We start from the raw sequence: 22472 nt of genomic DNA on the forward strand, positions 1-22472 counted from the left end.
CAATCGCGCCCGGGTGGCCCGCCCCGGTGCCGCTGCGGCGCCGGGGCGGGCCACCGCGGCTCACTTGCGGCGGCCGAAGATCCGCTTCGCGGCGTAGACGATGCCGACGATCAGCAGCACGAAGAACAGGATGATCAGGATGACCACGACGATCAGGAACTTGCCGAGCTTGGCGAAGAAGCCCGACTTCTTCTTCTCGTCCTTGGCCGCGAGGTGGGCGGCCGGCGCGGTGTGACCGCTCCGGGTGCTGACGGAGACGGCCGGGCCCGCCGCCGGGGCGGCCGGGCCGGAGCCGGTGACGGAAACGGTGGTGGCGGCGGCCGCGACGGGCCGGGGTGCGGCCGTCGCCGTCGCGCTCGACGCCGCGGCGGTGAGGCCGACGGCGGCCAGCAGTGCCACCAGGGCGCCGGCTATCGAACGTGCGATCCGGTGAGTCATCGTGCTCCTCGTACGGGTTCTGAGCAGCGCGGAGGAGCCTGGCCGACCGGATCCGCTGGTCTGACCAGGTGGTTTTCTCATCTGCGCCTAGTATGCTCCACTGAGTTTCTACAGCGGTGTAAAAGTTTAGCGACGGGCCTGCCCGGATCGGCTCCGGCCCCGGTCACGCACGCCCGCCGGTTCGACGGGGGTTTCGTGGCAACTGTGGAGGATGACGACGTGTCTGGTCGCAGGGGTTCCCCCGGAGCCGGAAAATCGCCGCGCCGGGCAGCCGGCAGCTCGCCGGAGGGCCGCATACCCGACGGCCGCACACCCGAGGACCGCACCGCGGAGGGCCGCACCGCGGACGGCGGCCAGGCCGGCCGGACCGGTCAGGCACGCAGGGCCGGCCAGGCGGGCGGGGCCGGCCAGGCGGGCCGCACGAGCCGGGCGAAGCCGAAGGCCAAGCGCAGCACCAAGGAGAAGGTGCTCTGGGTGACGGCCGGCTGCACCGCCCTCCTCGTCCTCGGCGGCTGCGCCGTCTACTACCGCCTGAACAGCAACCTCACCACCTTCGACGGCGATGCCCTCAGCAAGGACCGGCCGGCCGCTGCGGCCCCGGACGCCCAGGGCCGCACCCCGGTCAACGTCCTGCTGATCGGCTCGGACAGCCGCGGCAACGGCAACAGCGACCTGGGCGGCGGCGGGGACGGCGGCGCCCGCTCGGACACCGCGATCCTGCTGCACGTCTACGCCGACCACAAGCACGCCGTCGGCATCTCCATCCCCCGCGACTCCCTGGTCACCATCCCGCCGTGCAAGCTCCCGAACGGCAAGTGGACCAAGGAGCAGACCAATGTGATGTTCAACAGCGCCTTCTCGGTGGGCGACAGCGACCAGGGCAACCCGGCCTGCACCCAGAACGCCGTCGAGAAGCTCACCAACCTGCGGGTCGACCACACCATCGTGGTGGACTTCAACGGCTTCGCCTCGATGACGAAGGCGGTCGGCGGCGTCGAGGTCTGCCTGCCGAACGACATCCACGAGGGCGATCTGAACCCGAACCTGGGCAAGAAGGGCAAGCTGGTCTTCCCCAAGGGCAAGCAGAAGGTGGAGGGCCAGTCCGCGCTCGACTTCGTCCGAGTGCGGCACGGCATCGGCGACGGCTCCGACATCGGCCGCACCAAGCGTCAGCAGGCCTTCCTCTCCTCGCTCATCAAGGAGGTCAAGTCCCGCGGCATGGACCCGACCACCCTGCTGCCGCTCGCCGACGCCGCGACCAAGTCGCTCACCGTCGACCCCGACCTCGGATCGGCGGCCAAGCTGCTCTCCTTCGCCATGTCGCTCAAGGACGTCAACCTGCACGACGTCAAGTTCGTGACGGCGCCGTGGCGTTACGAGGGCCCGCGGGTCGCCCTCGTCCACCCCGACGCGGACCAGCTCTGGGCCGCGCTCAAGGCCGACCGCACCCTGGACGGCCAGGACGCCAGCGCCACCGCCGCGGACTCCGCCGCGCCGGGTGCCCCCGCCGCCGAGGCCACCCCCAGCCCCACCGCCACCACCCCCGCGCCGGACGCCAAGGGCGGCGAGGCCAAGCCCGCCGACGTGAAGGTCGCCGTGCTCAACGGCACCGGCGCGACCGGGCTCGGCGGCAAGGCCGCGGAGGCCGTCAAGGGCGCCGGCTACACCGTGACCAGCGTCGGCAACGCGACCGGCAAGCCGCGCTCCACCACGGTCGTCGAGTACGGCGCGGGCGAGCGCGCCGCGGCCGACGCAGTCGCGAAGCTGTTCCCGGGTGCCACCGTCCAGGCTGGCGGCAAGGGTGTCAGCGTGGTGCTCGGCCACGACTTCGCCGCCGCCAATCCGGCCGGTGCCGCCGACCCGGCCGCCTCCGCGTCGGCCGGCGCCCCGGCCGCTCCGGCCCCGGTGCCCAGCAGCGTCGCCAACGCCGCCCGGTCGGCCGACGACGACCCGTGCGCCAACGTGTCGTACGGCTGACCCGGACGGGACGCACGACGACGGCGGGGCGCCTGCGGATCCCGATCCGGAGGCGCCCCGCCGTCGCGAGGTGCGCGGGGGCGCTGGGCCTGCGAGGCCTGCGGGGCCTGCGGGGTCAGCGCCTGGTGCCGCAGGACGGGCAGAACGCGGCGCCCTCCGGGATGTCCTGGTGGCACTGGCCGCACTGGGTCGGCTGGGCGAGCCGGTGGCCGCAGCCCGGGCAGAACGGCGTGCCGTGCGTCTCCGCCGAGCACTGCGGGCAGACGAGCTGGCGCGGCGTCCGCACGTCGAACTCGGCGCCGGACTGCTGCCCCTGCTGGTAGGAGCGGTCGGACACCATGTCGTTGAGGCCGCGCCGCTGCGCCGCCATCGCCTCGGCCGCCGTGTCCGGGGCGCAGTCGTGGCACAGGCCCTGGCCCGGGTCGAAGCAGCGGCCGCAGACGTAGTGGGTGCAGCGGGCGCAGCGGTTGAAGTGCACCTGGGCGTTGGTGATCGCGCGCTGGAAGGCGGCGTCGCGCGCGTTGCCCCAGGTGTGGCCGGCCAGGCCGTCGGCGGCGTTGCTGATGGTGTTGGCGTTGCCGCCGATGAGGTTCCAGGCGGCGCTGACGCCCTTGCCGATCCAGCCCGCCACCTGACCGGTGGTGAACGCCTCGAACGACGAGCGCCAGGTGTCGGAGCAGCGGTAGCAGGAGAATTCGAACTGGAAGCCCGCGCCGGTGCCGTGCTGCTCGCACAGGTCGCGGTAGTTGCTGCTGAAGTAGATCTCGGAACTCACGTCGTCCCCGGTCGATGAAGTGGCATGTCGGCGGTCCCCGGGCCCCCCAAGGTGCCGACACGGATGGGGCGGGTCACGGGGGCGCTGCACAGAATCGCACATGCCGTCATATTTTGTGAATCTCTTATGGACAACGCCTCGTGATCGCCGCACCGAGGGACGTCCGGACCCACCGGTCCGGTTCCGATCATGCCGGTTCCGATCAGGCCGGTACCGGGCCGATCGGAACCGGTCCCGTCGGAACCGGCCGACGCCTCCTCAGAGCCCGGCGACCGGCAGCAGCAGGACCCGCGCCGGATCGAACCGCTCCCAGCCGGCCGGCCGCCCGCTGCGGCTCACCCGCAACCGGCACCACCGCTGCCCGGCGGAGTCCTGCCACCAGCCGCTGATCCGCCCGGACGCCCAGGTGCCGTCGCCGAGGTCCACCTCGACCGGCTGGTACACCCACTGGACGTCCGGGTCCGCCGGCTCCCCGACGGCCACAGGACTGCGCCGACTCTCCACCACGGTTCCGCCTCCCGACCCGGCCCCGGTGCGCGGCCTCCCCGGTCGGGCGGCCACGCGACCAGGCGTGCAGCTCACCCCGGAAACTCTACAGGCGTGTAGAGAAGGGCGGGAGGAGTTCCGCCGAAGCCCTCACCCGACTCAGCGGCGGCTCCGGCGCGCGCCACGGCGGCGGCGCCACAGGGCGAACGGCACGACGGCGGCCAGCCCGAGCGCGTCCGGCGCCGACGGCGCCTGCACCGGCGCGGCCGCGCCCGCCGGCACCTTGCCGAAGGTGTCCGGGACGGGCAGGGTGGACCAGTCCGTGAGCGGCCACGCGACGACGAACGCCCGGCCGATCACGTTCCCCACCGGCACGAAGCCGTCACCGGTCTCGTTGTGGTGCGGGCGGGAGTCCCGCGAGTTGTTGCGGTGGTCGCCCATCACCCAGAGCTTGCCCTTGGGGACGGTGACGGTGCCCACCGGGTCCTGGTCGCAGGGCGCCGAGCCGGGGAACAGGTACGGCTCGTCCAGCGCGACGCCGTTCACCTTCAGCGGGCTGCCCGCCTTGCACTCGACGGTGTCCCCGCCGACCGCGATCACCCGCTTGATCAGGTCCTTCTCGTCCGCCGAGGGCATCAGGCCGACGGTGCTCAGCACCTTCTGGACCGAGCTCATGACCGAGCCGTCCGCATGTGTCGGCACGCTCTCCAGCCAGCCGCCCGGATCACGGAAGACCACCACCTCGCCACGCTCGGGCTCGGCGCCGAACCACGGCGTCAACTTGTCGACCAGCACCCGGTCGCCGATCGCCAGGGTCTGCTCCATCGAACCGGAGGGGATCGAGAAGGCCTGGACGAAGAAGGTCTTGATGCCGAGCGAGAGCAGCAGGGCGATCACCAGCAGAATCGGGAGCTCCTGCCAGAACGGGCGCTTCTTCCGCCCGCTCTTGGCGTCCGGCTCCGCACCGCCGGTCCCGTCGGCCCCACCGGTCGGACCGCTGCCGCCGCTGCCGTCGCCGCCGCCGGAACCACCGCCAGCCCGGCCGGATCCGCCGCCGGAGGCCCCGAGGGCCCCCTCCGCGCCCGGGACTTCGGGCGCACCCACCGCACCGCGCTCCCCGGTTCCACCGCTCTCGCCGGACTCCGTGCTCTGCTGGACACTCATCTTTTCGGCCCCTCCCGACGGCCTGGCGGGAGACCGGAACGGAAAACCCCCGCTGTCAGGGAACGAACCTACCGAACGGAGGTTCCCGGGCGCGCCCTGACATGGATCCGCTCACCCTGAGGACCGAACAGACTGAGGAACTCCACCGGCTGCGGCCCGGCGTTGCCGAAGGCGTGCGGGGTCCGGGTGTCGAACTCGGCGGCCTCACCGGCCGTCAGCACCAGGTCGTGCGAACCGAGCACCAACCGCAGCCGGCCGGACAGGACGTACAGCCACTCGTGGCCCTCGTGCACCTTCAGCTCCAACTCGGGCTCGGTGCCCCGGCCGGGCGGCATGATCTGCTTGAAGGCGTGCAGACCGCCGAGGTGGCGGGTGAGCGGGATGATGGTCTGGCCGTTCCTGGTCACCGGGCGGGGATGGACCCGGGGGTCGCCGGTGGCCGGGGCGCCGACCAGTTCGTCCAGCGGCACCCGGTACTCCCGGGCCAGCGGCAGCAGCAGTTCCAGGGTCGGCTTGCGCTGCCCGGACTCCAACCGGGACAGCGTGCTGAGCGAGATCCCGGTGGCAGCGGCCAGTTTGGCGAGGGTGGTGCCGCGCTCGCGTCGCAGGGCGCGCAGCCGGGGGCCCACCGTGGTGAGGACGTTCTCGAAGTCTTCGTCGGCCATGCCTGCCATTCGCCGGGACGGCAAGGGTGTTTGTCAAACCGGCACACCGGTGCACGGGCGCGCGGGCCCGTCCGCGCGCCCTATGCTGTCCGGCCATGCGCATCCACCTCACCCGGGACAGCGTCGCGGCCGGCGACGACGCCGACGCCCCGCACGCCGCGGCGCTCGCCCTACCCGACGGCCTCGACCTGCCGGAGGCGCTCGCCGCCCTCGGACTCCCCCGGCCGTACCTGCCCCTGATCGGCGGCGGCCGCGCCAGCTGGATCCTGCGCTCCGGCGACGGCACCCCGCTCGCCGTACTCGCCCAGCAGTGGCCGCGCGCCCGGCCGCTCCCGGGCGTCCGGGGCCCGCTCGCCCGCCTGGCCGGGCCGGACGGCGACGTCCGGCTGCACGCCGAGTACCGGCGCCAACTGGACCCGGACGCCGAGTACGACCGGCTCGCCGCCGGCTGAGACCGGGGCACCGGAGCCCGCCGGGGCTCCGCCGACGCCCGCCCGGGGCATGACCGGCCGACCCGCGGCGGGGCCAGGTAGCGGTGTGCGTCGTCACCGGGCCCCGCCGCGGGTCGGTGCCGGCGGCTACCGGTACTCGCGCAAGCGCGGCCGGACGCCCAGCGCGGTGAGGGCGAGCGCCGCCGCCAGCGCCCCCGCGGCCAGCGCCGCCGTGCTGGCGTCGAGGTCGCCGTCGGTCGCGGCGACCGCCGAGTCCATCGCCCCGGCGTTGACCGCGATGGTGTCCCCGATGGCCGTGCTCAGCCGGTCGAAGTCGTAGTTGGACTGCCCCTGGGAGAGGCCGGTGTTGAGCGTCACCGCCTCCTTGAGCCGGCCCTCGTCGCGCAGCGCGCGGATCTTCCGGTCGTCCTGCTGGTACTGCTGGAAGGCGGCCAGCACCCGCTCGGCGGCGTCCTGCTCGCCGGGGAAGGTGATGTTGTGCAGCTCGGTGCCGAGGTAGCCGCCGAAGGGGACGGCCGCGTGGTCGGCGCGGTGCCGGGCGGCGGCGGCCGCCAGTTGGGCGTTGTAGTCGGCGAGGGTGGCGCCGTCCAGGCGGGCGATCGCCTGGGTCTTGTCGAGGAAGCTCTGCTCGTAGGCGGCCGCGCGGGACGGGTCGGTGAGGTAGCGGCTCTCGTCGGCGTTCAGGTCGAAGGCGACGGCACGGGCGCGGCTGAGCGCGATCACCGAGTCGTAGGCGTTGCTCTTGGCGGTCACCAGGTGGTCGTCGGCGCGGCTGACCAGGTGCAGGCCCATCGCCAGCACGACGCCGGTGAGCAGCGTGACTGCGGCCAGCGCCGGGTTGACGACGCGGTGGTAGCGCACCGCCAGGACGCGCTGGAGCCCGAGCAGCGCGGCGAGTGCGAGCAGGCCGACCGCGAGCAGCCACCACCAGCCGCTGCCGAGGGCGTCGCGGCGCTCGGTGTAGACCTGCTCGACGGTGGCCTCGTTGGCGGCGGTGACCTGGTCGGCGGCGGGCAGCAGCTGCTGGCGCAGCAGGTCGGTGGCCTGGCGGTAGGCGTCCAGGGCGGCGGGCGAGGGCTGGCCGGCCGGGGCCTTGGCCTGCTCCTCCAGCAGCTGGGCGCGGGCCACCAGGGCCTCGTAGCTGCCGAGCCGGCCGAGCACCTGCTGGACGGCGCTCTGGCCGGCCGGGTCGGCGGCGGCGGCCTGGGCTGCCTGCTGGAGGTCGCCGTCGGCCTGCGCACGGCGCTGCTCGTAGGTGTCGAGGGTCTGCTTGCGCAGCGTCGTGTAGTCGGGGTCGGCGCCGACCAACAGCAGGTTGGCGGCCTGGGCGTCCATGTCGCTGAGCGCGAAGTAGAGGTCGGCGGCGCGGGTGGCCTGCGGGGCGGCCCGGTGGCCGATGGTGTCGGTGCCGTCGCGGGCCCCGCCGAGGACGGTGGTGGCGGCCGCGCCGAGGCCGATCAGGGCGGCCAGGCTGAGCGCGGTGAGGCCTCGGACCAGGCGCGGGGTGGTCCAGTAGGCGCGGCCGCCGACCGTCCGCGCGCCGTGCCGGAGCCGGGCCAGGGCGCTCGGGCGGGGGGTCGGGGCGGCCGTTGTCCGAGTCGCTGTCCGGGCCGTTGTCGTGGCCGTTGTCGTGGCCGTTGGTCCGGCTGGGGCCGGTTCCCCCGCCGGATCGGTTTCCGTCCCCGGGGCCGCCTCCCCCGTGGTGTCCGTCGTGCCCGCTGCCGAGGTGGTCATGGCCGCACGTTCCTCTCCCCCGCTGGACGGTCCGCCGGGGTTTCCTGCTGAAACCGGAGCAGAACCGTTTCTCTCCGCCGGGCGACGCTAGTGCCGCGCCACCTGCGGGAAGCCGTCTCCTGACGGCTCCTTGACACCGCCGGGCGCCGTTCTTGACGCATCCTTAGCGACCGTCCCCGGCGCCCGGCGGTGTCCGCCGGTTCGCGGCGGTTCGCGGCGGTTCTCGACGGTGGTGAGTGGTGATGGGTGGTGGTGAGTGGTGAGTGGTGATGGGTGGTGGCGATGGGCGGTGGCCCGCGGTGGTGGGCGGGTCAGCCCTGCCCGGCCCGGCGGCCGCGGTTCGCCGTGTTCTTCCGCCGGGCCCTCTTCTTGCGGGCGCGCTTGGACATCGCGTGCTCTCCGATTCCGGGGAAGGACTTCAAGCGGCCTGGCCGACCAACTGGTCCGCCAGCTTGACCAGGCGCTTCAACGAGCGCTCCTCCTGGGCGGCCTGCGCCACCGGCGCCACCGAACCGCCGTCGTAGTAGGCGCCGTTGGCGACCGCGACGTCCGGCAGGCAGAGCCGGACGACGGCCGCCGCACCCTCCGCCGCCGGCGCGCCGGCCCGCCCGTACAGCGGCAGCAGCGCCGTGTCGCACAGGCCCGGGTTGAGGCTGACGGCGGTGATGCCGGAGCCGGCCGGGGCCATGTCGGCGGTCGCCATGGTGAGCGCGAGCTGCGACTGCGCGTACGCGGCCACCCGTGAGTACCTCTTCACCCGGTGCGGGTCCGACCAGTTCATCGACGCCGTCCGGTGCAGCGAGGACGAGACGTTGACGATCCGGGCGTCGCCGGATGCCGAGAGCGGCGCCCTCAGCAGCCTGGCCAGCAGGTGCGCGGCCAGGAAGTTGACCTGCAGCGAGACCTCGTTGCCGTCGTCGGTCAGCGTGCAGCGCTCGGGCGCCATCGCGGCGGCGTTGTTGACCAGCAGGTCCAGCGCCGGGTAGTGCTTGACGACCGTGCCGGCCAGCACCGCGACCTCCGAGAGGCGGGTGAAGTCGGCTGCCAGCTCGACGAGTTGGTCCCGGCGGGCGCCGGCGTCGACCAGCCGGGCGACGGCCGCCTCGGCCTCCGGGGTGGTCCGGGCGTGCACCAGCACGGTGGCGCCCAGCCCGGCGAGCAGCCGGGCGGTCTCCCAGCCGATGCCGGAGGAGGCGCCGGTGACGAGGACGGTACGAGCGGACAGGGCGGATTCGGACATGACCGTTCCCAGGGTGCGGGGCACCGCCGGCCCTGTCCGGGCCGGGGTGCGGGCTCAAAAGACCTGATGAGATGCGGAACTCGCGCGCCCGCCCACACCCCGCGCCGATCGGGCGACGGGGTGGGGCGCGGCACGTGCCGTGCCCTCCGGCGGGGAGGCGCGGATCAGCGCACGGCGATGGCGGCCGCGGCGACGCGGACCGGCGGCCGCGGATGCGGCGGGCGGTCGTGGTGGCGTGCCGGGCGGTTCATGCTCCTCATCCAACCGGCGGGCGCGGACCGGGGCAAGCGCCACGCCGCCGCCCTGACGAATCCCTGACGCCGGGCGAACACCCGTGCGGCCGGCGCCGGTTGCCGCCGCCGGTCAACCCGCACCGGATTTCGGCGCACGGCGGAGCCGGTCGCGAGAACCGCGCCCGAGCCGACCGCGCCCCGCCCCGCCCCGCTGTCAGAGCCAGTTGCGGCGCTTGAAGACCACGTACAGCCCGGTGCAGACCAGCGCCATCAGCCCGATCGCGAACGGGTAGCCGAACGCCCACTTGAGCTCCGGCATGATCTCGAAGTTCATCCCGTAGACGGTGCCGATCAGCGTCGGCGCGAAGAGGATCGCCGCCCAGGAGGAGATCTTCTTGATCTCGTCGTTCTGCACGTGCCCCGCCTCGGCGAGCTGCTTCATCTCCTCGTTCTGCCGCTGCGAGACCAGCGTCGCGTTCACGGTCAGGATGTTCTGCAGCATCTGCCGGAAGCCGTCCACCCGCTCGGCGGCGTAGGTGGCGTGGTCGGCGACGTCGCGCAGGTAGCGCTGCAGCTCGTCGTCGGTGCCGTACTTGCCGAAGCCCGCCTCCAGGCTCCTCATGATCTCCAGCAGCGGCCGGGTCGCCCGCTGGAGCTCGATCACCTCGCGGGACAGCTCGTAGATGCGCCGGGAGACCTGCGGGTCGCCGCCGAACACCTCCGTCTCGATCTCGTCGATGTCGTGCTGGAGCCCGGCGATCACCGGCGCGTAACCGTCCACCACCGCGTCCAGCACCGCGTACAGCACCGCCTCCGGGCCGAGCGCGAGCAGGTCCGGGTCCGTCTCCAGGCGGCGGCGCACCGCGGACAGGTCCGGCGCCTGGGAGTGGCGGACGGTGAGCACGAAGTCGGGGCCCACGAAGAGGTGGATCTCGCCGAAGTCGACCTCCTCCGCCTCGTCCAGGTAGCGCGCGGCGCGCAGCACCACGAACAGCGTGTCGCCGTAGCGCTCCAGCTTCGGCCGCTGGTGGGCGACGATGGCGTCCTCGACGGCCAGTTCGTGCAGGTTGAACCGGTCCGCCGCCTCCAGCAGCTGCGCCTCGGCCGGGCGGTACAGGCCGATCCAGGCCATCGCGCCGGGCCGGTCGGGCAGTTCGCGGTAGATGTCGGCGAGGTTCGCCGGTGCGTCGATCCGCCGCCCGTCCCGGTAGACCGCCGCGTCCACCACCGAGCGTTCCAGGGTGACCGGCTCGACGGGCTGGTCGGGCCGCGGATCCATCGAGTGCTCCGGCGCCGGCTGCGTGTCGACGGGGCCGGAGCCCCCGGCGGGGCGGGAGAACGGACGCTTGCTCGCGCGCACGGCGCGCACACGCCAGTCGGACATGGCGGATACCTCCACGGTGGGTGCCCGGGCCGCCGTCCGGGGACGGCGGGCCGGAGGCGCCCGGCCGGCCACCACGCGCACGGCGCGACCGGCGGCACCTCGTCGAGGACGAGGTCAGCGCCGCGCGGGAGCCGTACGGGAGGAGGAACGCCGGGTGCCGCGAATGGTGCGGGACAACCGGGGGCGGGGCCGACTTCGACCCGGACTACTGCACTCCACGGCTCTCACCTCCTCGGCTCCGCGCGCCCGCGCACCGAAAGGGGTGCCTGCACAACTCCCGCCGAGTGTAGTACCCGCTCCCGGGTGCCTCCCACCGCCCGCCCCCGGGGGCCCGCGCGGCAACGCTCCAGGCCGGTCGTGCGCCCGGCGCGTTCGGGCTCCAACGGCCGCCCGCACCCTGCCCGTTCGTCCCGCCGATGCGACTACGGGGCCGCCACCGCCCGACTACGCTACGTGTCATGACTTCTTCGGAAACGGCCCCCGGGCGGGGCACGGCGGTGGTGATCGGCGGCGGACTGGCCGGCACGGTGGCGGCCTGGGCCCTGCGCGGGTTCGCCGAGCGGATCGTGGTGGTGGAGCGGGACCGCTACCCGGCGGAGCCCACGTTCCGGGCCGGGGTGCCGCAGGGCCGACACGCGCACCTGGTGCTGGAGGCCGGACACCGGGCGCTGGAGGAGATGATGCCCGGCATCAAGAAGGAGCTCACGGAGGCGGGCGCGATGAGGGTCGCCGTCTCGGGCGATCTGAAGTGGCTCAGCTCGGCGGGGTGGATGGCGCAGTACCCGGCGCAGCTCGCCTTCCTCTCCTGCACCCGGCCGGTGCTGGACAAGGCGGTGCTGGACCGGGTCCGCGCCGATCCCACGATCGAGTTCCTGGAAGGCGCCGACGTGGTCGGCCTGCTCGGGTCGGCCCGCACGGTGACCGGCGTCAAGGTCCGCGACCGCGGGCCAGAGCGCGGCGAAGTCCGGGAGATCCCGGCCGAGTTGGTGGTGGACGCGGCCGGCCGCACGACCTCGGTGCCGGACTGGCTGGCGGAGCTGGGCCACCCGCCGGTGCCCGAGGAGCGGGTGGACGCGGGCGTCGCGTACTCCTCCCGGCTGTTCCACCGCCCGGCCGGCGTCGACATCGGCTACAAGGCGATATACCTGCAGACCAAGGCCCCCGACGCGCCCCACCTGGGCGTACTGCTGCCGGTCGAGGGCGACCGCTGGATCGTCAGCGTCGCCGGCATGCGCGGCGCCGAACCCGAGCCCGGCGAAGCCGGGTTCACCAAGCAACTGGCCCGGCTGCGCGACCCGAGCATCCGCGAGGCGCTCCAGCAGGCCGAGCCGGCCGGCGAGGTGCGCGGCTTCGTCCCCGGCCCCGGCATCCGGCGACACTACGAACGCAGCGCCCCGGACGGCCTGGTGGTGGTCGGCGACGCCGCCAGCACCTTCAACCCGGTGTACGGGCAGGGCGTCACCGTCGCCCTGTTCTGCGCCCGCGAGCTGCGCCGCACCGCCCTGCGCCACGGCGGCATCGGCCACGCCACGGCCCGGGACGCCCGGCGTGCGATCGCGGCCGTCTCCAAGAACCCGTGGGTGATGTCCTGCACCGAGGACGTCCGCTTCGCCGCCACCACCGGCGGCCCCTCCGGCGCCCTCCTCGCCTTCCAGCACCGCTTCCTCGACAAGGTGCTGGCCGGCGCCGCCCACGACCCGGCGGTCACCGCCGCGTTCCACGAGGTGATGTCGCTGGTCGCCCCGCCGACGCTGCTGTTCTGCCCGTCGCTCCTCGCCGCCATCCTGCGGAGCTGACCGGCCGGGGGCGCCCTCGGGTGAGGAGAGCCGGCCTGCTCCGCACAGGCTGCCGACCAGGGGCGCGCCCGGCCCGCCGTGCGCCCCGCCGGAACCGTCAGACGGGCTCCAGGTGCGCGGCCACGTACGGCACGGCGACCTGCTCCAGGGCGCCGCGGCCGAACGCCGGGTGGACGTTGACCTCGAAGACCACGCCGCCGCTCTCGGCGGCGAGGTCGACACCGGCCAGCGGCAGGCCCAGGCAGGCGACCGCGCGGATCGCCAGGTCCGCGAGCCCCCGGGGCAGTTCGGCGGCGGCGAGCGGGGCGGAGACGGCGCCGCGGCTCTCGTTGCAGGGGGCGTCCGGATCCGCCTGCACGTGTTCGACGACCCGGACCACCCGGCCGTCGAGCACCACCACCCGGTACTGGTGGCGGCGGCCGTCCGGGGTGAAGTTGCGGGCGTCCCGGGCGATCAGCCAGTCCGCCCCGTCGTGCTCGTAGTGCCGTGCGGCGGAGGCGAGTTGGGCGTGGGTGGTGACGTGGAAGACGTCGTCGCCGCCCATCCCGACGCAGGGCCGGGCCCAGACGTCGCCGCCGAGCCGGTCGAAGGCCTCGGCGGCGGCCCGCGGGCTCGGCCGGGACAGCGAGACGGTCGGCATGTGCGCGACGCCGTCGCGGGTGAAGCGGGCCACCGTGAGGTCCTTCTCGGTGGCCGCCCGCCAGGCCTGCACATCGGTTCCGAGTGAGCGGGCACCGTGCGCGCCCAGCAGCCGCTGGAAGGGCGCGAAGTCGCGCCGCCGGTGCGGCGGGATCTCGTAGACCACGACGGCGTCGGCCGCCACGCTGCGGCCGTCCGCCTCCAGGCGCAGCCCGCCCTCGTCGTCGGGGCGGATCCGGCCGCCCCCGCCGGTCATGAAGTGCCGGGCGTCGAGCAGCACGGGCGCCCGGCCGGTGAGGGCCCGGGCGGCGGCGACGAGGACGTCCCGGCTTCCTTCGGTCGAACTGTGATCAGTCAGGAGAACGAGCTCACGTCGACCCATGCGGGTCATGGAAGCGCGGGGTCCGCGCCCCGGCAAGGGGGCCCCACGAGCCAACACCCGCCCCACTGGCCGAAACCCGCGCGGACGCGCTGCGCTCCCCCGGTAATTCGGATGCGGACGCTCCACCCGCCCCGCTACCCTGGCCGCATGTCTACGCCCCGAATTTCCTAGCCGACGGACCCGCCTCCACACCACCCGTGTGTCCGTTCGCTGTTTCGGAGCGTTATCCCATGATCACCACCCGTGGTGTCGACCTGCGCGTCGGCGCCCGCCTCCTGCTGTCCGACATCACCGTCCACATCGCCCCCGGCGACCGGATCGGCCTGGTCGGCCGCAACGGCGCCGGCAAGACCACCCTGCTCGCCACCCTCGCCGGACAGCTGCCGCCCGCCGCCGGGACGGTCACCCGCACCGGCCCCGTCGGCTACCTCCCGCAGGACTCCCGCGCCGCCGACCCGTCCGCCACCGTCACCGACCGCATCCTGTCCGCCCGCGGCCTGGCCACCGCCGTCCGCGCGCTGCGCGCCGCCGAGGAGGCGATGGCGCAGGCCGACGGACCGCACGACCAGCGCCGGGCGATGGACGTCTACGTTCGCGCCGAGGCCGAGTTCCAGTCCCGGGGCGGCTACGCGGCCGAGGCCGAGGCCGCCCGGGTCGCAGCCGGCCTCGGGCTGCCCGCCCGGGTCATGGACACCCCGGTCGGCACCCTCTCCGGCGGCCAGCGCCGCCGGGTCGAGCTGGCCAGGATCCTCTTCGCCGACCACGGCACCCTGCTGCTCGACGAACCCACCAACCACCTCGACGCCGACTCCGTCGCCTGGCTGCGCGGCTTCCTCGCGTCCCACCAGGGCGGGCTGGTCCTGATCAGCCACGACCTCGGCCTGCTCGCCGACACCGTCAACCGGGTCTTCCACCTCGACCCGCAGCGCGCCGCGATCGACGTCCACAACACCGGCTGGCGGGCCTACCTCGACCAGCGCGCCGCCGACGAGCGCCGTCGCACCAGGGAACGGGCCAACGCCGAACGCAAGGCCGCCGCCCTGCACGCCCAGGCCGACCGGATGCGGGCCAACGTCGCCACCGCCACCAGCGCCCGCAGCATGGCCCGCCGCGCCGACCGGATGCTCGCCGACCTCGAACCCGCCCGGCAGGCCGAACGGACGGCCCGGATCCGGCTGCCCGAACCCGCCCCCTGCGGCCGGATGCCGCTCGGCGCGATCAGCCTCGCCAAGGCCTACGCCGGCCGCCCGGTGCTCACCGGCCTCGACCTGGCCGTCGACCGGGGCAGCCGGATGGTCGTGCTCGGCCTGAACGGGGCCGGCAAGACCACCCTGCTGCGCGTCCTGGCCGGCCACGAGAGCCCCGACACCGGGCGGGTGGTGACCGGCCCGGGCCTGCGGCTCGGCTACTTCGCGCAGGAGCACGACACCCTCGACCCGGCGCGCAGCGTCCGCGACAACCTCGCCCAGGCCGCGCCCCACCTGAGCGACGGCGAACTGCGGCACGTCCTCGGCGCGTTCCTGTTCCGCGGCGACGACGCCGACAAGTCGGCCGGGGTCCTCTCGGGCGGTGAGAAGACCCGGCTGGCGCTGGCCGGCCTGGTCCACTCCGGCGCCAACGTCCTGCTGCTCGACGAGCCCACCAACAACCTCGACCCGGCCTCCCGGGCGGAGGTGCTGGCGGCGGTCGGCACCTACCCGGGCGCGATCGTGATGGTCACCCACGACCCGGGTGCCATCGAGGCCCTGCGACCCGACCGCGTCCTGCTCCTCCCCGACGGCGACGAGGACCTGTGGCACGACTCCTACCTGGAGCTGGTCGCCCTGGCGTGAGCGGCGCCGCCTGACGCCGTCGCGTGACAGCGCCACCTGCCAGCGCGGCTGCGCCCCGCCGGTCTCCCCGGCGGGGCGCAGCCGGGCCTGAACCGCCCTACGGCCTGCGCGCCTCGATCAGGAAGCGCGCGGAGTGGGCGACGAACGGCCCCTCCGCCCGGATCAGGGCGTCCAGTTCGCGCAGCCGGTCCAGGTAGGCCGCCACGGTGAAGCCCGGGACCATCCAGATCACCTTCCGCAGGATATGGCGGGACTGACGTTTCCGCCCAGCTCAGGGGCATGATCGACCATCCGGAGTCAGCAAAAGGTCAGCAAGACTCCCGGAGGTTCCAACCACCATCGCGACCACAGGCCTCACCCGCGGCATGGGCAGCTTCTGCAAGGAGTGCGAGCACCCCGAGTCCCGCTGGAGCAAGTACCCGCACGAGTACAAGATCAGGTACCGCAACGCGGCAGGACGCCAGACGGAGGAATCCGGCTTCGCCACTCAGGACAAGGCCAAGCGAGGAGGCCGTCCGCAACAGCTGGAACACTGCGGCCGCCGGGGGCTCCTACGTCGTCTCCGCCGCACCTTCCACCTGGTACACAGACTTCCGCGCCGACATCGCACGCATCGACGTACCGGTCCCGATCCTGCACGGCACCGGCGACCGCATCCTGCCCGTCGACAACACCGGACGGCCCTTCCGCCGGGCACTGCCGTCCGCCGAGTACGTCGAGGCGGCCGGCCCGGGGGCATCCCCGGGCCGGCCGGCCTGCTGGTGCGGAGCGTCGTGGTGCGGTGCGTCCGGACCCGGCCCGGTCGGGTCGGGTCGGGTCCGGACGCGGGCTCAGTACCTGGTCTTGATCTCGCTCCGAGGGTACGGCAGCGTCCAGTAGTGCTTCTGCCAGATGCCGAGGGTGAGGATCACCCCCTTGCTGCCCCGGCGGTTGTTGGCCTCCGCGATCCCCTTGCCCATGCTCTTGACCAGGAAGCCGAGTGCCTTGAGGATGCCGCCGATGATCTTCGCCACGAAGTGCGGGAAGAGTCCGACGATCAGGCCGATGATGCTGCTGATCGAGCCGGTGTTCTTCAGCAGCTTGGCGACGCGGGCGGCGCCCGCCTTGCTCATGGTGGCGCTCCAACTCTTCAGCCAGCGCAGACCGTCGAGGTCGGCCATGGTGATCGGGTCGACCGGGTAGCCGTAGGCGTTCGGCGAGCCCTCCAGGACCGGGTCGGTCTGGAGGAAGCGGCCGGTGGCCGGGTCGTAGACCCGGACCCCCATGAGGATCAGGCCGCTGAGCGAGTCGCTGGCCCGCAGTTCCCCGCCGTGCCAGCCGTACTCGGTGGTGCCGGTGGCGTCGGCGACGTTGCCGTACTCGTCGTAGTGGTAGACGGCGAGGTCCTGGGTGCCGTCGGGCGACATCTGGACCGAGGCGTCGCCGTGCAGGTTGGTGAGGACCAGGACCGCGCCGCCGTCGGTACCTGTGGCGGCCACGAGCTGACCGCCGAGGTCCGTGACGTTGCGGGTGAGCTTGCCGTTGACCTCGCTGGTCCAGGTCGGCTTGTCGTCGGTGCCGTCGTAGTGGTGGGTGGCCCGGGCCGTGACGGTCCAGGTGCCGTCCTCGCCCCTGGTCTCCGTGGTGGCCGTCGCGAGGCGGCCCGCGGCGTCCAGGTCCCAGGTCTTGCGGGTTCCGCCGAGCGTCTCGCTGCGGATCAGGTCGGTGGCGTGGTAGCTCAGCTGGGTGCCCCGGGGCAGCGTGGTGGTGCGGCCGAAGGCGTCGTACGCGTAACCGGGGTCGGTGATCCGGTCCGCGGCGTCGTAGCCGTGGTTCTCGGCGGTGGTGACGGCGTCGGCGGTGGCCGGGTCGCAGTCGTCGCCGACCGTGGTGCGCTTGGTGCGGTTGCTGCTCCGGTCGAATGCGTAGCTGCGGGTGGCGCAGTCCAGGCCGTTGCCGGAGACGGCCTTCAACAGGCGGCCGGCGGCGTCGTAGGTGTAGTCCTCGCTGGTGCTGTTGCCGTCGGTCTGGGTGCGTCCGGCCTGCTGCCCGTGGACGGTGAAGCCGGCGGTGTCGGCGAGCAGGACGGTCCCGGCCTGGGTGGCGTAGGTCTTGCCGGTCTGGATGCCCCGGCTGTCGTAGGAGCTGGTGAGGGTGTTGCCGCCGGGCAGCGTCTGGGAGACCAGGCGGCCCTCGACGTCGTAGCCGGCGGTGAAGGTGCCCGCGACCGAATCGGTCATGCTGGTGGGCAGGCCGCGCGGGTCCTTGGCGGTGTCGTAGCCGTAGGTGACGGTGGAGGGCACCGAGTCGGACTTCTTCACCACCCGGTCGAGCCGGTCGTACTCGGTGGTGGTGACGCTCCCGGCGGCGTCGTCGTAGGAGACGGGGCGGCCGAGCCGGTCGTAGCCCTGGGTGACGGTCGCCGTCCCGTTGCCGGTGGTCGACGGCTGGCCGGTGGCCTGGTCGTAGCCGTACACGGTGTCGGGCACGGCGGTGCCGGTGCCGCCCGTCACGGAGACCTTGGTCGGGCGACCGGCGCCGTCGTAGGTCCGGGTGGTGGTGCGGGTGACTCCGTTGGCGGACTCGGTGAGGACGGTGACGTTGCCCCAGCGGTCGTACTGGTACGTCTTGGTCGGCAGCTGCGCGGGGGCGCTGCCTCCGGTGACCGCCGCGGCCGGGGCGGTGGAGCAGACCAGCCCGGCCCATTCCGGGCGACCCGCGCACGAGCCGGTGGCGCCGGTGCCGTAGTAGGTGGTGACGGTGGTGCCCGCGTCCGAGCCGTCGGAGTTCGGGCGGGACTGCGAGACCACGCGGCCGCTCGCGTCGTAGCCGGTGGCGGTGGTGATCTTCAGACCCATCGGGTCCTGGACGGACCGGGTGGGCAGGCCCTGGGCCCAGTCGTAGCCGGTGGCGGTGGTGCGCACGTCCGCGTCGGCGGCGTAGCCCTCGATCCTGGCGCCGACCGCGACCGAGGTCTCCCGGTCACTGACCGCGGCGTTCGCCGGGCGGTTCTCGTCGTGGGTGGTGACGGTGTGGGCGCGGGCCGGGACCTCGTCGCCCGCGACCAGGGCGGGGCTGGTGCCGGAGGCCGCCAGGTCGTGCTCCAGGGTGACGAGCTGCAGCGGGTCGTACTGCTCGACCAGTCGCTTGCCGTCCGCCGAGTACACCGACAGGGCGGACAGCATCTGGGCGCGGTCGGCGGTGGAGCGGCCGGCGATGCCGAGGGCGCGCAGTTTGCCCAGGCCCTCACCGGTGGCGGCCAGGGCCAGGATGCGGTTCTCGGCCGAGAGGGTTCGCACCGGGCTGCCGTGGGCGTTGTACTCGGTGGTGACGATTCCGCCGCCGGGGGTAGCGATGTTGACCTCGCGCCCGGAGGCGTTGGTGTAGGTCACCGAGGCGCGGGCGTAGGCGGCGGTGCCGAGGGCCTTGCCGTCGTGGCCCGCCGGTACGGCGTCGGGCGGCAGTACGGCGGTGGCGTCGGTCGGGGCGTCGCTCTGGCCCCAGGCGGCGACGTCGGAGGGGCCCAGCGGGTACGGGGCGTTGGCGCCCGACAGCGGCACGTCGTACACCATCGAGGTGGTCGCGGTGCCGTCGGTGACGTCCTTGCTGCCCTGCTTGAGGGTCCCCCGGGAGGCGGCCAGCAGCATGCCCTCGCCTGCGGTGGCGGCGTTGCCGGCCTTGCCGTACTCCAGCGTCCAGGGCAACTCTCCGGGCTGGGCCTCGGTGGCGACCCGGCCGGCGGCGTCGTAGGTGTAGACGGTCTTCAGCGCGGGACTGATCAGCGGGTCCCAGACCTCGCGCAGGCGGCCCTGCTCGTCGTAGGCGTACTGGGAGACGGCCACGGGGGTGGCGCTGCTCGCGGCGGGCTCGGTGGACCACAGCCGGATCTGCTTCACCTGGCCGGCCACGTCGCCCAGGGCGGCCGGGGTGGCGGTGGTGGCGGTGGCGTAGACGTACTCCAGGACGCGGCAGCCGGCGGTGGCGGGCGCGGCGGCGCAGTCGGCGGAGGCGGTCCCGGCGGTCGGCGCGATGACGTACTTGGGGCGGGCCAGCGTCCGGCCGCCGGCCACGACCTTCTCCGAGACCACGGAGGTGGTGGAGTCGGCGCTGGGCAGCGAGGAGCCGGTGGCCTGCCAGGTGGTGGCCGCCGGGTCGACCTTGCCGAAGGTGACGGTGGTACCGGCGGTGTCCTTCAGCGTGAAGGCGCCGGTGAACGCACCGCTCAGGGTGAGGTCCGCCGCGCCCGGCTCCGGCTTCCAGCCGCCCGCGCCGGTCGCGGTGAAGCCGATCTCACCGCCGGCCGAGGAGACCACCGACACCGAGGTCGGAGAGGTCTGGCGGACGTAGGAGTAGGCGGTCTCGGTGAGTTCGGCGGTGGTGCCGGAACTCCACTGCGGGCCGAAGATCGCCGCCTGGCCCTCCTGGGCCGAGCCGTTGAGCGGCCGGCGGGAGGAGAACGAGCGCTCGGCGCTCAGGCCGAAGCCCTGGGCGTCGGTGGCCGAGAGCGTGAGGTCACCGGTGAGGGTGTTGACCTGGCCGGGGCCGACCGGGGTCTCGGGGGCGTCGCCGGCGTGCCGGTCGACCGTGACGGTGGTCGGCTCGGTGGCGTCGGTGGCGGTGCCGTCGGTGAACACTGCGCGCACGTCCACCGGGCCGTTCTCGGCCAGCGTGTCGGTGATGTTCCAGGTCAGCGCGGCCGGCTTGCCGGCGGAGGCGGCGAACGGCCAGGCGGCCACCGGCTTGCCGTCGGTGGTGGCGACGTTGGCGACCGGCACGTCCTTCCAGGCGTCGGTCTCACCGCGGCGGTACTGGTAGCGCACGCCGGTGTAGGTGCTGTTGCCCTCCGCCTGGAGCGAGGTGCGGCGGGCCGGGCGCTCGCCGGGGCCCGGGGCCACCAGGGCGGAGCCCTTGCCCGCGTAGAAGGCGTGGGTCTTGTCGGCGGAGACGTTGCCCGCCGCGTCGCGGGTGTGCGCGGTGACCTTGTGCGCCCCGGCCTTGAAGGTGAGCTTGGCCGAGACCGGCGCGCCGGTGGTCGCCACCGTCGCCCAGGCGCCGCCGTCCAGCCGGTACTGGACGTCCTTCACGTCGCTGGTCGGCGGGGTGAAGGTGAAGGTGCCGCTGTAGTCGCCGTTCGCGTCCGGGGAGCCCGCCCACTGGCCGGCCGGGAAGTCCGTGGAGGAGACGGTGGTGGCGCCCGGCGCCGTGGTGTCCACGGTGAAGGTGCGGAAGCCCGACCACGCGCTGTTGGCGGTGCCGTCCCAGGACCGCGAGCGCCACTTGTAGGCGCCCGGCACCAGCGCGGTGCCCGGCGTCCAGGTGAAGGTCGAGCCGGAGGCGGCGAGGCCGGTCCGGCCGGACTGGAGCGCCGCGGTGCCGGTGGACGTCCAGACCTCGAAGTCCAGGGCGATGTTCCCGCCGTCCGGGTCGGTCGCCTTGGCGGACAGCGTCGGCCTGGCCTCGTTGGTCAGCGCGGCGTTCGCCGGGGAGACCAGGGTGGAGACCGCCGGCGGGGTGTTGTACGTCACCGACAGGTACGGGGTGTTGGACGACGCGTTGCCGGAGTTGAACTTCTTCCAGCCGTACGGGTCGGCCTCGTCGGTGGCCCGGATGCCCAGGGTGTTGTTGGCGTTGCCGTTCCCGGCCCAGGCCTTGACCAGGGCGGTGATGTCCTGGTTCACCCAGCCGTCGTTGCAGGAGCTTGAGTAGCCCTTGGTCGCGGTGGAGGTGGCCCACTTGCGGTTCCAGTTGGGCTGCGCCGTCCAGCGGGTGGCGGTGGTGGCGCTGCCGGTGTCCCAGACCTCCCAGCTCTTCGCCGTGCAGGACCAGCTGTGGAAGTTCCACAGGTTGAGCTTGCCGCCGGTGATCTGCTTCCCGCTGATCTTCGCCATCGGGAACTGCAGGAAGGAGCGGGCCACCTGGCCGGAGCCGTTGTTGCCCAGCTTCAGCTCGGTCTGCGCGGAGACGTCGGTGCCGTAACCCTGCTGCACGAAGGTGTCGAAGCCGACGCCGATGTTGACCGCGGGGTCGACGGTCACCGGGTAGACGGTCCTCGGGTCGGTCAGGAAGGCGGCGTCCGGGGTGAGCGTCAGATCGATCGCGTCGCCGTCCTGGGTGACCTTCAGCCCGACCGGCGCGGTGCGGGTGTGCTCGCCGCTGCGCTCGTCGACCTGCGCGTCCCACATCACCGGCGCCGGGAGCTGGCCGGCCTCCTGGCCGGTCTTCGGGTCGAGGAACGACACCGAGCCGTCCGGGTTCTGCCGGGCCCGGAGGCCGTCCGCGTCGAGGGTGAGCGTGACGCTGCCGTTGGCGGCCACCGCCGAGCGGTCCTTGAGCTCCAGGAACTGCTCGAAGCCGGTGCGGGTGGACTCGATGACGAGGTCGGTGGCGGTGAGCGCGTCCGCGTACCGGGCGCGGGCGCCGTCCAGCGTGGGGGCGGGCAGGGCGCCGCGCCAGGACAGCGACATGGCGGTGCCGTTGCCGTTGTCCAGCGACACCAGCGGGGTGCTCGGGGCCTTCTGGTCCCCGGCCTGGGCACCGGCGGCCTTGAACGCCGACACGGCGGCGGGCGGGGTGGCGCCGGCCAGGGCGAGGTTGAGCGGGTGGCCCTTGGCCTTGACGCTGCCGTCAGGCTGGCGGGCGAGGTCGACGTCGATCGGCTGCAGGCGACCGGCCGCGTCCTGGTAGCGGACCGGCCCGGAGGCGACGTCCAGGGTGGTGGTGCCGTCCGGGTTGATCCAGGTGGTGGTGGACTCGGTACGCTCGTCGACCACCTCGATCCGACGGTCCTCCAGCCGGGCCTTGAGGTGGGCGGTGGCGAGGTCCTTGGCCTCGGCCGGGCCCAGGGACCGGGTGGGCCGCGGGGCCTGCTCCGTGGTGACGGCGACGGCCTGACCGGTCGTCATGATGACGACGGCCGACTCGGCGGCGAGCACCACGGCCAGGGCGACGGCGGTGTTGCGCAGCGCGGTACGGCGGCGGGTCGGCAAGGGGGACGGCGCGCCGGTTGCGGCCCGGTGCCGTGGCGGTTCGCCCGTGGGGCGTGGCATGGAACTCCTCGATGGTCTGTGTGGGTGACGGTTCTTTGTGGTGTCGACGGTTCGTCGGGTGAGGGCCGGCGGTTCGGGAGGGCCGGTCGTCGGAGGAGAGAGGAAGGATCGACATGACGAGCCCATGAGAGTCATGGCGAAGTAAAGCAATCGCAATGAATCAGCCAAATTGCCAGGCGGTCGAAATCGATCGAAAACCGTCCGGAAGATTGGAAACCATTCGAGCCCGGCTACCGCGGATCGAACGGAT

The 22472-nt window shown here is 73.6% G+C and carries 14 protein-coding genes and 2 pseudogenes; 5 read left to right on the forward strand and 11 right to left on the reverse strand.

Annotation, left to right across the window (positions count from 1 at the left end):
• Nucleotides 1-60: 60 nt before the first annotated feature.
• Nucleotides 61-438, reverse strand: a complete 378-nt coding sequence (locus ACIO9K_RS23870; protein ID WP_363617066.1) for a hypothetical protein — start codon at nt 436-438, stop codon at nt 61-63.
• Between the two features lie 219 nt (nt 439-657).
• Between ACIO9K_RS23870 and ACIO9K_RS23875 the strand changes: the two genes are divergently transcribed.
• Nucleotides 658-2415: an LCP family protein gene (locus ACIO9K_RS23875; protein WP_400332830.1), complete on the forward strand. Its 1758-nt coding sequence runs from the start codon at nt 658-660 to the stop codon at nt 2413-2415.
• A 115-nt stretch (nt 2416-2530) separates the two neighbouring features.
• Here ACIO9K_RS23875 and ACIO9K_RS23880 read toward each other — a convergent pair whose 3' ends face one another.
• From ACIO9K_RS23880 to ACIO9K_RS23895, 4 genes are all read right to left on the reverse strand, one after another.
• Entirely contained in the window at nt 2531-3190 is a 660-nt protein-coding gene (locus ACIO9K_RS23880; protein ID WP_363617068.1) for a double zinc ribbon domain-containing protein, read from the reverse strand.
• Between the two features lie 258 nt (nt 3191-3448).
• Entirely contained in the window at nt 3449-3697 is a 249-nt protein-coding gene (locus ACIO9K_RS23885; protein ID WP_363617070.1) for a hypothetical protein, read from the reverse strand.
• 138 nt (nt 3698-3835) lie between these two features.
• Nucleotides 3836-4840: a signal peptidase I gene (gene lepB / locus ACIO9K_RS23890; RefSeq protein WP_400332833.1), complete on the reverse strand. Its 1005-nt coding sequence runs from the start codon at nt 4838-4840 to the stop codon at nt 3836-3838.
• 68 nt (nt 4841-4908) lie between these two features.
• Nucleotides 4909-5505 (reverse strand): helix-turn-helix domain-containing protein, encoded by a 597-nt coding sequence (locus tag ACIO9K_RS23895; protein WP_063350727.1) that lies wholly within the window; start codon nt 5503-5505, stop codon nt 4909-4911.
• Nucleotides 5506-5600: 95 nt separating this feature from the next.
• On the opposite strand from ACIO9K_RS23895, the gene ACIO9K_RS23900 reads away from it, so the two are divergent.
• Entirely contained in the window at nt 5601-5957 is a 357-nt protein-coding gene (locus ACIO9K_RS23900) for a hypothetical protein (RefSeq protein WP_363617074.1), read from the forward strand.
• 126 nt (nt 5958-6083) lie between these two features.
• On the opposite strand, the gene ACIO9K_RS23905 is transcribed toward ACIO9K_RS23900, so the two are convergent.
• From ACIO9K_RS23905 to ACIO9K_RS23915, 3 genes are all read right to left on the reverse strand, one after another.
• A complete protein-coding gene (locus ACIO9K_RS23905) occupies nt 6084-7691 on the reverse strand; it encodes a hypothetical protein (RefSeq protein WP_400332838.1) in 1608 nt (535 codons plus the stop codon).
• 418 nt (nt 7692-8109) lie between these two features.
• On the reverse strand, nt 8110-8931 hold the full coding sequence (locus ACIO9K_RS23910; RefSeq protein ID WP_400332841.1) for an SDR family NAD(P)-dependent oxidoreductase: 822 nt from the start codon (nt 8929-8931) through the stop codon (nt 8110-8112).
• A gap of 447 nt (nt 8932-9378) precedes the next feature.
• Nucleotides 9379-10548 carry a magnesium and cobalt transport protein CorA gene (locus ACIO9K_RS23915; protein WP_363617078.1) on the reverse strand — a complete coding sequence of 390 codons (1170 nt, stop codon included), beginning with the start codon at nt 10546-10548 and terminating at the stop codon, nt 9379-9381.
• A gap of 458 nt (nt 10549-11006) precedes the next feature.
• On the opposite strand from ACIO9K_RS23915, the gene ACIO9K_RS23920 reads away from it, so the two are divergent.
• Nucleotides 11007-12344, forward strand: coding sequence for an FAD-dependent monooxygenase (locus ACIO9K_RS23920; protein WP_400332844.1), 1338 nt, complete (start codon nt 11007-11009; stop codon nt 12342-12344).
• 97 nt (nt 12345-12441) lie between these two features.
• Here the strand turns inward: ACIO9K_RS23920 and ACIO9K_RS23925 are convergent, their stop codons facing one another.
• The gene (locus ACIO9K_RS23925) at nt 12442-13365 is read right to left on the reverse strand and encodes a RimK family alpha-L-glutamate ligase (RefSeq protein ID WP_371522370.1); all 924 of its coding nucleotides are present in this window, start codon (nt 13363-13365) and stop codon (nt 12442-12444) included.
• A gap of 230 nt (nt 13366-13595) precedes the next feature.
• Here ACIO9K_RS23925 and ACIO9K_RS23930 point away from each other — a divergent pair, with 230 nt between their 5' ends.
• A complete protein-coding gene (locus ACIO9K_RS23930) occupies nt 13596-15197 on the forward strand; it encodes an ABC-F family ATP-binding cassette domain-containing protein (protein ID WP_363617083.1) in 1602 nt (533 codons plus the stop codon).
• A 97-nt stretch (nt 15198-15294) separates the two neighbouring features.
• Here the strand turns inward: ACIO9K_RS23930 and ACIO9K_RS23935 are convergent.
• A pseudogene (locus ACIO9K_RS23935) lies at nt 15295-15444 on the reverse strand (SAM-dependent methyltransferase); the annotation flags it as partial.
• Nucleotides 15445-15683: 239 nt separating this feature from the next.
• Here ACIO9K_RS23935 and ACIO9K_RS23940 point away from each other — a divergent pair.
• Nucleotides 15684-15926, forward strand: a pseudogene (locus ACIO9K_RS23940) (alpha/beta fold hydrolase); the annotation flags it as partial.
• 101 nt (nt 15927-16027) lie between these two features.
• Here the strand turns inward: ACIO9K_RS23940 and ACIO9K_RS23945 are convergent.
• Nucleotides 16028-22222, reverse strand: coding sequence for a DNRLRE domain-containing protein (locus ACIO9K_RS23945; protein ID WP_400332849.1), 6195 nt, complete (start codon nt 22220-22222; stop codon nt 16028-16030).
• Between the last annotated feature and the right edge of the window lie 250 nt (nt 22223-22472).

The sequence above is a fragment of the Kitasatospora sp. NPDC087271 genome (assembly GCF_044744605.1).
GTDB lineage: Bacteria > Actinomycetota > Actinomycetes > Streptomycetales > Streptomycetaceae > Kitasatospora.